Origin of the sequence: Microbacterium sp. LWH3-1.2, from assembly GCF_040675855.1 — a bacterium.
Taxonomy (GTDB): Bacteria; Actinomycetota; Actinomycetes; order Actinomycetales; family Microbacteriaceae; genus Microbacterium.
In genome coordinates, this window is sequence record NZ_JBEGIK010000001.1 from 1,410,625 (window position 1) to 1,422,690 (window position 12,066).

Sequence of the window (12,066 nt, forward strand, 5' to 3'; positions counted from 1 at the left end):
GCAGCGTCACGAATCGAAAGATCCGGATGCCGCGGGGGAGACCACGACGCTGTCACCGTGCAGCACCTGTGCGAAGCCGACAGGCACCGTGCAGTACAACAAGGAGAGAACGTGCCAACCATTCAGCAGTTGGTTCGCAAGGGTCGCTCGCCCAAGGTCTCGAAGACCAAGGCGCCGGCGCTCAAGGCGAACCCGCAGCAGGCGGGTGTCTGCACCCGCGTGTACACCACCACCCCGAAGAAGCCGAACTCGGCGATGCGCAAGGTCGCCCGTGTCAAGCTCCGCAACGGCACCGAGGTCACCGCGTACATCCCCGGCGAGGGCCACAACCTGCAGGAGCACTCGCTCGTGCTCGTCCGCGGCGGTCGTGTGAAGGACCTCCCCGGTGTCCGCTACAAGATCGTCCGCGGTGCGCTCGACACCCAGGCAGTCAAGAACCGTAAGCAGGCTCGCAGCCGCTACGGCGCGAAGAAGGGCTGAGAAAGATGCCTCGTAAGGGACCCGCCCCGAAGCGCCCCGTCGTCAACGACCCGGTCTACGGCGCTCCGATCGTCAGCCAGCTCGTGAACAAGATCCTCGTCGACGGCAAGAAGTCGCTCGCCGAGTCGATCGTGTACACCGCCCTCAAGGGCGTCGAGGCGAAGAACGGCCAGGACGCCGTCGCCACGCTCAAGAAGGCGCTCGACAACGTGCGCCCGACCCTCGAGGTCAAGTCGCGCCGCGTCGGCGGCTCGACCTACCAGGTGCCGGTCGAGGTCAAGCCTCACCGCGCCAACACGCTCGCCCTCCGCTGGCTCGTGAGCTACGCCAAGGGCCGTCGTGAGAAGACGATGACCGAGCGCCTCCAGAACGAGATCCTGGACGCCTCGAACGGCCTCGGTGCCGCGGTCAAGCGCCGCGAAGACACCCACAAGATGGCCGAGTCGAACCGCGCCTTCGCGCACTACCGCTGGTAACCAGCATCCCCGCCGCTCCTGCGACCCGCGGGAGCGGCGGGCCAGCTACCACTTTCAACAGCTAAGGACACCCCGTGGCACAAGAAGTGCTCACCGACCTCAACAAGGTCCGCAACATCGGCATCATGGCGCACATCGATGCCGGCAAGACGACGACGACCGAGCGCATCCTGTTCTACACGGGCGTCAACCACAAGATCGGCGAGACGCACGACGGCGCTGCCACCACCGACTGGATGGAGCAGGAGCAGGAGCGCGGCATCACGATCACGTCGGCCGCCGTCACGTGCTTCTGGAACAAGAACCAGATCAACATCATCGACACGCCCGGCCACGTCGACTTCACGGTCGAGGTCGAGCGGTCGCTGCGCGTCCTCGACGGCGCGGTCGCCGTCTTCGATGGCAAGGAGGGCGTCGAGCCCCAGTCCGAGACCGTGTGGCGTCAGGCCGACAAGTACGACGTGCCCCGTATCTGCTTCGTCAACAAGATGGACAAGCTGGGCGCCGACTTCTACTTCACGGTCGACACCATCGTCAACCGCCTGAAGGCCAAGCCGCTCGTGCTCCAGCTGCCCATCGGCTCGGAGAGCGACTTCGTGGGTGTCGTCGACCTCGTCGAGATGCGCGCACTGGTGTGGCCCGGCGACGCCAAGGGCGACGTGACCATGGGTGCCAAGTACGAGATCCAGGAGATCCCGGCCGACCTCGCCGACAAGGCCGCGGAGTACCGCGAGATCCTCCTCGAGACGGTCGCCGAGTCCGATGAGGAGCTTCTCGAGAAGCACTTCGGCGGCGAGGAGCTGACGGTGGCCGAGATCAAGGCCGCGATCCGCAAGCTCACCATCGCCTCGGAGCTCTACCCCGTGCTGTGCGGCTCGGCGTTCAAGAACCGCGGCGTGCAGCCGATGCTCGACGCCGTCGTGGACTACCTCCCGTCGCCCCTCGACGTCCCCGCCATCGAGGCGAAGGACCCGAAGGACGAAGAGATCATCATCGAGCGTCACGCTGACCGTGACGAGCCGTTCGCGGCCCTCGCCTTCAAGATCGTGACGCACCCCTTCTTCGGTCGCCTCACCTACATCCGCGTCTACTCCGGTCACCTCGACTCGGGCGCCCAGGTCGTCAACGCGACCAAGGGCAAGAAGGAGCGCATCGGGAAGATCTTCCAGATGCACGCCAACAAGGAGATGCCGGTCGACTCGGTCACCGCCGGTCACATCTACGCGGTCATCGGCCTGAAGGACACCACGACCGGTGACACCCTCGCCGACTCGAACAACCAGGTCGTCCTCGAGTCGATGACGTTCCCGGAGCCGGTCATCGAGGTCGCCATCGAGCCGAAGACCAAGGCCGACCAGGAGAAGCTGGGTCTCGCGATCCAGAAGCTCGCCGAGGAGGACCCGACGTTCCGCGTCGAGCAGAACGCCGAGACCGGCCAGACGGTCATCAAGGGCATGGGCGAACTGCACCTGGACATCCTCGTGGACCGCATGAAGCGCGAGTTCAAGGTCGAGGCCAACGTCGGAAAGCCCCAGGTGGCGTACCGCGAGACGATCAAGAAGACCGTCGAGCGTCACGACTACACCCACAAGAAGCAGACCGGTGGTTCGGGCCAGTTCGCGAAGATCCAGTTCGCGCTCGAGCCCCTCGAGGTCACGGCCGACAAGACGTACGAGTTCGAGAACAAGGTCACCGGTGGCCGCATCCCGCGCGAGTACATCGAGCCGACCAACCAGGGTTTCCAGGACGCCATGAACGTCGGCGTGCTCGCCGGCTACCCCATGGTGGGCGTGAAGGCCATCCTCATGGACGGTGCGTCGCACGACGTCGACTCGTCCGAGATGGCGTTCAAGATCGCAGGCTCCATGGGCTTCAAGGAGGCCGTCCGCAAGGCGAACCCCGTCATCCTCGAGCCGCTCATGGCGGTCGAGGTGCGTACCCCCGAGGAGTACATGGGCGACGTCATCGGCGACCTGAACTCGCGTCGTGGCCAGATCCAGTCGATGGAGGACGCCCAGGGCGTCAAGGTCGTCCGCGCGCTGGTGCCGCTGTCCGAGATGTTCGGCTACATCGGCGACCTGCGCTCGAAGACCTCGGGCCGCGCCGTCTACTCGATGGAGTTCGACAGCTACGCCGAGGTTCCTCGCAACGTGGCCGACGAAATCGTCCAGAAGGTCAAGGGCGAGTAACCCTTTCCGTCGGGATGCCTCGGTGACGAGGCATCCCGACGGCACAACTTCACACAGAATCACCAGAACCGTCTCTACTAAGGTGGAGATATCCCCGTAGACGACCGGCGCACACCAGCGCCCGGAACCTCTACACGAACGTCCTGAGGAGGACCCAGTGGCTAAGGCCAAGTTCGAGCGCACCAAGCCGCACGTGAACATCGGAACGATCGGTCACGTCGACCACGGCAAGACCACGCTCACCGCCGCAATCTCGAAGGTGCTCGCCGACACGTACCCGTCGGCCACCAACGTGCAGCGCGACTTCGCGTCGATCGACTCGGCTCCCGAGGAGCGTCAGCGCGGTATCACGATCAACATCTCGCACGTCGAGTACGAGACCCCGAAGCGTCACTACGCCCACGTCGACGCCCCGGGTCACGCCGACTACATCAAGAACATGATCACCGGTGCCGCTCAGATGGACGGCGCGATCCTCGTGGTCGCCGCCACCGACGGCCCGATGGCTCAGACGCGTGAGCACGTGCTGCTCGCCAAGCAGGTCGGCGTGCCCTACCTGCTCGTGGCGCTGAACAAGTCGGACATGGTCGACGACGAGGAGATCCTGGAGCTCGTCGAGCTCGAGGTTCGCGAGCTCCTCTCGTCGCAGGACTTCGACGGTGACAACGCTCCTGTCGTCCGCGTCTCGGGCCTCAAGGCTCTCGAGGGCGACGCCGAGTGGACCGCCAAGATCCTCGAGCTCATGGAGGCGGTCGACGAGTCGATTCCCGACCCGGTGCGTGACAAGGACAAGCCGTTCCTCATGCCCATCGAGGACGTCTTCACCATCACCGGCCGTGGCACGGTCGTCACGGGTCGCGCCGAGCGTGGCACGCTGGCCATCAACTCCGAGGTCGAGATCGTGGGTCTGCGCCCGACGCAGAAGACGATCGTCACCGGTATCGAGATGTTCCACAAGCAGCTCGACGAGGCCTGGGCCGGCGAGAACTGTGGTCTGCTCCTGCGCGGCACCAAGCGTGACGACGTCGAGCGCGGCCAGGTCGTCGTGAAGCCCGGTTCGGTCACCCCGCACACCAACTTCGAGGGCACGGCGTACATCCTGTCCAAGGAGGAGGGCGGCCGTCACAACCCGTTCTTCACGAACTACCGTCCGCAGTTCTACTTCCGCACCACCGACGTCACCGGCGTCATCACGCTGCCCGAGGGCACCGAGATGGTCATGCCCGGCGACACCACCGACATGACGGTCGAGCTGATCCAGCCGATCGCCATGGAGGAGGGCCTCGGCTACGCCATCCGTGAGGGTGGCCGCACCGTCGGCGCCGGCACGGTCACGAAGATCCTCAAGTAAGGTTCTTCGCGCGATCTCCAGAGGGGGTCGGATCCGCAAGGGTCCGGCCCCCTCTTTCGTCGTCCCCGTGTCGCGACCATGCCCTTCGTGTCGCGACCATGCCCTTCGTGTCGCGACCATGCCTGGGCATCCTCGATGTAAAAGGGGCGCGGTCGCGGTGGAAGGGGCACGGTCGCGGTGGAAGGGGCGCGGTCGACAGAGAAGGGGCCCGGTGGCGTGGAGCACGGAGGCTCCTCCACAGGGGGGCGGGGCGACGGGACTGACGAGGAAGATTCCACGGATGCTGCGTCCGGGCGGATCGCGGAAGCGCCGCCGGGAAGAGTGGGGCCATGTCGCGAAGGAGTCGGACTGTCCGAGTCGTTCCGCGCCATGCGCATGGCGCCGGGGAGCCGGCGTTCGACGGCATGTCTCCGGATGACTTCACGCAGCTGCGACCTGGCGCCTACGTCCGTACGTCGGAGTGGGATGCCGTGTTCGCGGAGGAGCGGCTGCGGGCCCGGGCACGCGCTGTCGCGCGGCGCGCAACGGCGCCGGGAGCCGCGTTCTGCCGGATGACGGCAGTCGCATGCCACCGGCTCCCCGTCTACCGGTGGCGTTTCGACCGCGTGGACATGATCTGCGCGCGGCCGCATACGCGACGCAACGCGCGGGACGTGATCCGACATCAGGAACCGCTTCCCGAGCAGGACGTCGTCCTCATCGACGGCCTTCGCGTGACGTCGCTCGACCGTACGGTCTACGATGTGATCCGCACGGCGTCGATGGAGACCGCGCTCGTCGTATACGACGCAGCACTCCGGAAATGTGCGTGGAACGAAGCCACGCGTTCGTATGACGAAGCCAGGGCGGCGGGGTTCCGTGCGCTCGTCGACACGCGGATCGTCCGCGGCGCCGGTGCCCGCGGCATCCGTCAAGCGCGCCTCCTCTCCGCGATCGGGGACGGGCGTGCGCAACTGCCCGGAGAGACCATCACCCGGCTCTGGCTGCTCCAGCTCGGCGTGGCCAAGCCCGAGCTCCAGCACCGCATCGGCTTCCCCGACGGCGCCTTCGCGCTGCTCGATCTTGCTTGGCCCGCATTGGGGCGGTGGGTCGAGTTCGACGGCGCCTTCAAGCTCACCGACGAGGACGTGATGGGCGGGCGCACCGCCGACGACGTGCGCGCAGATCAGCAGAGCCGTGAAGACCGCGTACGGCGGCTGACCGGGTGGCGATGCGATCGCCACGGATTCGAGCGGATGCTGAGCATCGACGCATTCGCGGAGTACCTTCGCTCGATCGGGCTGCTGTGAAACCCTCATCGGGGAAGGGGCGCCCGCTGCGCGTCCCCTGCTCACGGAGGAGGGGTTCCGCCGCAGCATCCGTCCCGACATGATGGGTGTGGTGTCGCCCCGCGGTAGGGGTGTGCGAAGGAGAGAGCATGGGCGGTTTCGACGACCTCGTCAACCAGGGCAAGGACCTGTATGCGCAGAACAAGGACAAGATCGGCGAGTTCCTGAAGTCCGAGCAGGCCGAGGACATCAGCGACAAGGTGCTCGATGGCGCCTCGGATCTCGCCAAGAAGGTCGTGCCCGAGGAGCACCACGGAACGGTCGACGACGTCCGCGGGAACGTCGACGGAGCAGTCGGCAACCAGTAGCGGCGGAATCATCGACAGGCGGCCCGGGGCGACCCGGGCCGCTTCTTCGTTCCCTCAGGAGATGCGCGCGAGAGCCCGCAGTTTCCGCGCGGGTTCTTGACGCGCGGCGGTGTCGCGAATACGTTTGGCGGCGGGAACACGCTTCGGCTCGTGTTTGGGGAGAACGCCGAACCATTTGGGGATCATCTGGGGACGCCTACTTCGCTGGCCGTTGCGTGCTGGGAGGGGCTCCATCTGGGGCACCCTGTGTCGTTGCGACCAAGGGTGAAGGAAATGTTCAGTCGTACTTTCGTGCGCGCCTCGAAGTCTGAGGGTCTGCGCAGCCGCATGCGTCAGGAGCGGAATCAGGAGCGCAGGATCGCGCTGCAGAACCGCTGGTATGTGGGAGGACTCGCGGCCATCGTCGCGAGTTCTCTTGTGTTCTCGGGGATGTCCCCCGCGTCGGCGGAGGAGGTGACCACAGATCCCGCCGCCACGACAGAGGCGACGACCGATACGACAGCGACGGATGCTGCGACTCCGCCGCCTGCCGAGGAGCCGGTCGCGGAAGAGCCGGCCGCGGAAGAGCCGGCCGCGGAAGAGCCGGCCGCGGAAGAGCCGGCCGCGGAAGAGCCGGCAGCCGAAGAGCCCGCGGCTCCCGTCGAGGAGCAGAAGGCCGAAGAGCCCGCCACCGAGGAGCTGGCCGCTCCGGTCGCCGCGCTTGCCGCGCCCACGGAGGAGGACGTCGTGGCACTGGCGTGTCCGCCGCTCTTCTACGGTTTCGAGATCGACGGTGACCGGCCGGTCAACTGTGGTGGCCAGGACTGGGACAGCGTGCCCGACGCGAGCACGAACAGCCACGGTCCGTACAAGACCACCAACGACAACACCGACCCGTCGACGTGGTACGCCGCGGGAAGCCCGTCGCAGCACGCCACGATCCTCAACGCGCAGGCGTGGTCCACGACCGTGGGTGGCGACCCGATCCTGTTCGCGGCCTGGGATCGCGCCAGCGGCACCGGATCCTCCGGGTTCATCATCGAGATCACCAAGGCTCCGACGCGCTCCGGTGGTGAGGGCAACGTGCCCCAGCCGGACCGCTCGCTCGGCGGCACGGTCTTCTTCCTCGACCAGAGTGGCAACGACGGGACCATCCTCCGCGGCGTGTGCACGTACACCGATACCGCCTCGTACCCGGGCACCTGCCTCACGAGCAACTTCCCGGCGAACAGCTTCATGGGTCTCACCAACGCCGACGGCACGTTCGTGGAGGTCGGGCTCAACCTCGCTCTGCTCGCGAACGTGAAGCCCGGTTGCCCGCCGTCGCTCGGCTCGGCCGTCTACATCCGCTCGTTCACGGGTAACAACAACGAGCTCGGCGGCAACATCCAGGCGTGGGCCGGCCCGCTGACGATCACCCCGCCGTCGACGTGTGTGCCGCTGACCGCGACCAAGACCGCTGTCCCGTCCTTCGTGCGCGACTACGACTGGCAGATCGAGAAGACGGTCGACCCCGCGAGCGCCACCGTGCGCCCCGGTGAGAACGCGACGTTCGACTACACCGTCACGGTCACTCCCTCGGCGCCGATCGACTCGGGCTACACCGTCAAGGGCGTGATCACGGTCACCAACACCAACCCGATCGATGTGCCGATCACCGGGGTCACGGACTCGATTCCCGGCGCACAGTGCACGATCACGACCCCGCAGCTGCCGACGGTGCCGAAGAACGGCGGCACCGCGCAGGTCGAGTACAGCTGCACACTGCCCTCGGGAACGGCCGGCACGAACACGGCGACCGTGACCTGGGACTCGTCGGCGATCCCCGCCGGTTCGACGAATGCGACCGCGGACTTCACCTTCGCGGGCGTGGCGCCGAGCACGACGACGGATGCCTCGGTGACCGTGTCCGACACGGCCCCCGAGTTCGACGGGCCGGTGGTGGTGACCAAGCTCGACGGCCCCACGGTCTTCGAGTACTCGCGTGACCTCGGCGACGATGTCGCAGCCGGCGCATGCAAGGAGTACGACAACACCGCGACCATCGCCCAGACGAGGACCCAGCCGGAGCTCTCCGACAGCGCCACCGTCGAGGTCTGCACCGGTGAGAACCTGACCATCGAGAAGAACGTCGTGGTGAGCCTGACGCGGACGTACGCGTGGGACATCGACAAGAGCGTCGATGAGACGCTCCGGACGGTCGACGAGAACGGCCAGGCGACCTTCGAGTACACCGTCGAGGTGACTCCGGGTGCCGCGACCGACTCCGACTGGGCGATGGAGGGTGAGATCGACGTCTCCAACCCGAACAACGAGGACGTGACAGCGACCGTGACCGACGTGCCGTCGTTCGAAGGCGCCTCGTGCACGGTGACCGATGGCGTCGATGCGACGATCCCTGCGAACTCGACCATGACATTCGAGTACACCTGCAGCTTCTCGGAGGACGGCCCGTTCATCACGGGGTCCAACAAGGCGACGGTGACGTGGGACGCCGACGAGGCGTCGAGTCCCGACTCGAGCGCCGAGTACACCGCGCAGATCACCGAGGCCGACTGGGACATGACCCTCGTCAACGACACCATCACGGTGATCGACGACATGACCGACCCGGAGAACCCGGTCGAGCTCGGCACCGCGAACTGGGCCGACGGCCCGCGGGAGTTCACGTACGAGCTGACGCTCGACGGCACGCCGGGCACCTGCGTCGACTACACGAACACCGCGTGGATCGAGGAGACGGGGGAGCGGGCGGACGAGACCGTCACGGTCTGCGACTACCAGGACCTCATCGTCAGCAAGTCGGCTGAGGGTTCGTTCGACCGCGACTACAACTGGACGATCACCAAGACGGTGGACCACACCTCCGCCACGGTGGGCGCCGGTGCGTCGGCGACCTTCGCGTACACCGTGACCGTCACGCCGACGGCGGCCATGGACTCGAACTTCGCGGTATGGGGCAGCATCTCGGTCACCAACCCGAACGACGTGGACGTGGCCATCACCCTCGAGGACGCTCTGCCGGGCGGGGAGTGCGAGGTCGGCGGGACCGACGACCTCATGATCCCGGCCGGTGCGACGGTCGAGTTCCCGTACGAGTGCACCCTGGCCGACGCGACCGCCGAGACGGCCGTGACGAACCCGGTGGACATCACATGGGACGCCGAGGAGCTGCTCGGCACCTCGGGTGCCGCCCAGGCGACCGCCGACGTGGACTTCGCGGAGGTGACGCCGGTGACGACGGACGCCACCGCGACCGTATCGGACACCTCGGCGGAGTTCGGCGGCGAGGTCGTGCTCGACGCGGTCGACGGCGAGAAGGTCTTCACGTACTCGCGTGACCTGTCGACGGTCGACGGCGCGTGCGCGAAGCACCCGAACACGGCCACGGTCGCCCCGTCGGACGACGAACCCGTCTCGGCGTCGCAGTCGGTCGAGGTGTGCCCTGCGGCGCAGCCGCCGCTGCCGGCGACCGGTGGCGGACAGGTGCCGCCGCTCCTGGTCCTGCTCAGCGTGCTCGCCCTGCTCGGAGGCACGACGATGCTGATCGTCGCCCGCCGCCGTCGCGGAGAGGCCAAGGCGACCCTCTGAACGTGAGAGAGAGCGGGAGCGCTCCGAGGCCCGCTCTCTCCCACACGATTCCGGCCGCGTGAGCGGAAAGGACGCTCGAGCCCCTCGCACCCCAAAGGCGAGGGGCTCGTTCGTGCGCCGGGGAGGGACGGATTCCGCGACCCGCAGCATCCGTCCCGCGCGCCGATTTCGCGCATCCGGGCGTGTCGCGATAGCCTGCACGAACGGCGGTTCTCCGCCCGTTCCGCAACCTTCGGGAAGGACGCGGAACCGGATCCCATTCGGCCCGAACCGCGTGGAGTCCGACACCCGTTCCCCCCGACGGGTGGGTGGTGCGCCCTGCGCATCGAAGGAACGCGGTACCCCCGTGCCGCAGCAGTGACGACGTGCCCCCGCACGTCGCTGGGATCTACGGCGCGCCCTGCGCGTCGCTGGGAAGTACGGCGTGCCTCGATGGTGCGCCGCTGGGATGACGGTGCGCCTCGGCGCACCGCTGGGACGGCGCCGTGCGCCGAAAAAGGGGAGGACCACTGTGTCTGCAGTGCGCAAGCGAACATTCAAGGCACTGGCTGGGGCGCTGGTCGCCGCCGCCCTCGTGGTGGCACCGCTGGTGACCGCCGGAGCGTCCGCTGAGGAGGCGCCCGCCACCTGGCCGGCCGAGACCGTCGGCGAGAAGGGTGAGCTGGTCGAGTGGACGCCGGAGACGAACCACACCGACTACTGGGAACAGGAGTATCCGAACGCCATCAAGTGCTACTCGAGCGACGGGAACACCGACCACGGCGAGATCACGGACGACGGCAAGACCGTGACGCTCAATGAGTACGACCCGTCGTGGCCGGGCGACCACTGGGAGCTGCTCGTCATCAAGGCGGGCAACCTGTGGAACAGCGTGATCGAGAACCCGGAGGCCGGGGTCGCGTACGCCTCGCCGCCCAACAGCGGCGGCCAGCAGGCGAACGTCTCGCACTGGATCGTCTGCAAGGGCGAGACGCCCGAGCAGCCGAAGGACAAGGTCACCGAGAGCAAGCAGTCGACCACCGATTGCGGTGAAGACGTCGTGGTCACCGTCACCACCACCACGACCACGCCCTACAAGTGGGACGCCGAGGCGGACGAGTGGGTCCTCGACGAGGCCAACGCGAAGACGGAGGAGAAGCGCGAGACCCGCGCGCTGACCGAGGAGGAATGGGCGGACTGCAACCCGACCACGACCAAGACCACCTACGGCGAGTGGGCCGACGGTGAGTGGGAGTGCGGCGACACGAGTGTGACGCAGACGCGCGAGGTCTACACCACCGTCTACCACGGCGAGGTCGCGGAGCCGACCGTCACGACGACGCAGACGCAGACCCGCGAGCTCACGGCCGAGGAGTCCGAGAAGGACTGCGAGCCGACCCCGACCCCGACCCCGACGCCGACTGAGACGCCCGTCGTGCCGGCGACGCCGGCATCCACCGATCCGGGAGCCCTCGCGGCCACGGGTGGCGGCATCAGCCCGATGTTCGCGGTCGCCGGTGGCGCGGTGCTGTTCGCCGGCGTGTCGGCCGTCGCGTTCGCCGCCTACCGTCGCCGTCAGGTCAGCGCGGAGTAACACCGCACAGATAGGAAGAGAGGGCGGTCGCGCGCGGCGCGGCCGCCCTTTCGCCTGGGTGCGCAGCATCCGTTCCCGTCCGCTGCTGAGAAACGCCCGAGCGTACCCGCGTCGCGACACGCCCGAGTTTGCGACACGCCCGGGCTGCACGTAGACTAGTGAGGTTCCACATTCCGACGCCCCTCTTGGCGTGCGTCGGATCACTGCCAGGGCAGTGCATAGGCAGCGCGACGCGCAGGGTCCTAGGCCGCGGGCAGCAGAACCACCACATCATGAATCCACCTCGGGCGGAGCGTTGCTTCGCGCGCGGGGGAGGACGGATGCCGGGACGCGGCGCTTCGGCGCGGCACCCGGGTTGACAGCAGAACAGCGGTGCAGCACGCACTGCGTAAGCGGTGCAGAAGTGCCATGGCGCTTTGCGCCACGTGCGTCCAATGCCACAGGGGTATGACGCGAGAAAGAGAGTGAGCAGACAATGGCGGGACAGAAGATCCGCATTCGCCTGAAGTCGTACGACCACGAGGTCATCGACTCGTCGGCGCGCAAGATCGTCGACACCGTGACCCGTGCGGGCGCGACGGTCGTGGGCCCCGTGCCCCTTCCGACGGAGAAGAACGTGATCGCCGTGATCCGTTCTCCCCACAAGTACAAGGACAGCCGCGAGCACTTCGAGATGCGCACCCACAAGCGTCTGATCGACATCATCGATCCGACGCCCAAGGCTGTCGATTCGCTCATGCGCCTCGACCTCCCGGCCGATGTCAACATCGAGATCAAGCTCTGAGGTTCGA

General features: G+C 67.2%; 9 protein-coding genes. All 9 read left to right on the forward strand.

Going from position 1 to position 12,066, the window contains the following annotated elements; translation table 11 throughout:
- The first annotated feature begins 111 nt into the window (after window positions 1-111).
- The 9 genes from rpsL to rpsJ all read left to right on the forward strand — a co-directional run bounded on the left by rpsL (window position 112) and on the right by rpsJ (window position 12,059).
- Entirely contained in the window at window positions 112-480 is a 369-nt protein-coding gene (rpsL, locus tag MRBLWH3_RS06520) for a 30S ribosomal protein S12 (protein ID WP_018171438.1), read from the forward strand.
- Window positions 481-485: 5 nt separating this feature from the next.
- Window positions 486-956: a 30S ribosomal protein S7 gene (gene rpsG, locus MRBLWH3_RS06525; RefSeq protein ID WP_056117669.1), complete on the forward strand. Its 471-nt coding sequence runs from the start codon at window positions 486-488 to the stop codon at window positions 954-956.
- A gap of 74 nt (window positions 957-1,030) precedes the next feature.
- Window positions 1,031-3,145 carry an elongation factor G gene (gene fusA / locus MRBLWH3_RS06530; RefSeq protein ID WP_363429825.1) on the forward strand — a complete coding sequence of 705 codons (2,115 nt, stop codon included), beginning with the start codon at window positions 1,031-1,033 and terminating at the stop codon, window positions 3,143-3,145.
- 157 nt (window positions 3,146-3,302) lie between these two features.
- On the forward strand, window positions 3,303-4,496 hold the full coding sequence (gene tuf, locus MRBLWH3_RS06535) for an elongation factor Tu (protein ID WP_056371402.1): 1,194 nt from the start codon (window positions 3,303-3,305) through the stop codon (window positions 4,494-4,496).
- Window positions 4,497-4,900: 404 nt separating this feature from the next.
- Window positions 4,901-5,785: a hypothetical protein gene (locus MRBLWH3_RS06540; protein WP_363429827.1), complete on the forward strand. Its 885-nt coding sequence runs from the start codon at window positions 4,901-4,903 to the stop codon at window positions 5,783-5,785.
- 128 nt (window positions 5,786-5,913) lie between these two features.
- On the forward strand, window positions 5,914-6,132 hold the full coding sequence (locus tag MRBLWH3_RS06545; RefSeq protein ID WP_363429829.1) for an Rv0909 family putative TA system antitoxin: 219 nt from the start codon (window positions 5,914-5,916) through the stop codon (window positions 6,130-6,132).
- Between the two features lie 273 nt (window positions 6,133-6,405).
- Entirely contained in the window at window positions 6,406-9,702 is a 3,297-nt protein-coding gene (locus MRBLWH3_RS06550; protein ID WP_363429831.1) for a hypothetical protein, read from the forward strand.
- 520 nt (window positions 9,703-10,222) lie between these two features.
- The gene (locus MRBLWH3_RS06555) at window positions 10,223-11,275 is read left to right on the forward strand and encodes a hypothetical protein (protein ID WP_363429833.1); all 1,053 of its coding nucleotides are present in this window, start codon (window positions 10,223-10,225) and stop codon (window positions 11,273-11,275) included.
- Window positions 11,276-11,750: 475 nt separating this feature from the next.
- Complete coding sequence (gene rpsJ / locus MRBLWH3_RS06560) at window positions 11,751-12,059, forward strand: 30S ribosomal protein S10 (RefSeq protein ID WP_018171443.1); 309 nt, start codon at window positions 11,751-11,753, stop codon at window positions 12,057-12,059.
- The last annotated feature ends 7 nt before the right edge of the window (window positions 12,060-12,066 follow it).

What these genes read in the sequence shown, in the direction of transcription:
- rpsJ (WP_018171443.1), top strand. Translation starts at nt 11,751, where the DNA reads ATGGCGGGACAGAAGATCCGCATTCGCCTGAAGTCGTACGACCACGAG.
- MRBLWH3_RS06545 (WP_363429829.1), top strand. Translation starts at nt 5,914, where the DNA reads ATGGGCGGTTTCGACGACCTCGTCAACCAGGGCAAGGACCTGTATGCG.
- MRBLWH3_RS06550 (WP_363429831.1), top strand. Translation starts at nt 6,406, where the DNA reads ATGTTCAGTCGTACTTTCGTGCGCGCCTCGAAGTCTGAGGGTCTGCGC.
- rpsG (WP_056117669.1), top strand. Translation starts at nt 486, where the DNA reads ATGCCTCGTAAGGGACCCGCCCCGAAGCGCCCCGTCGTCAACGACCCG.
- MRBLWH3_RS06540 (WP_363429827.1), top strand. Translation starts at nt 4,901, where the DNA reads ATGTCTCCGGATGACTTCACGCAGCTGCGACCTGGCGCCTACGTCCGT.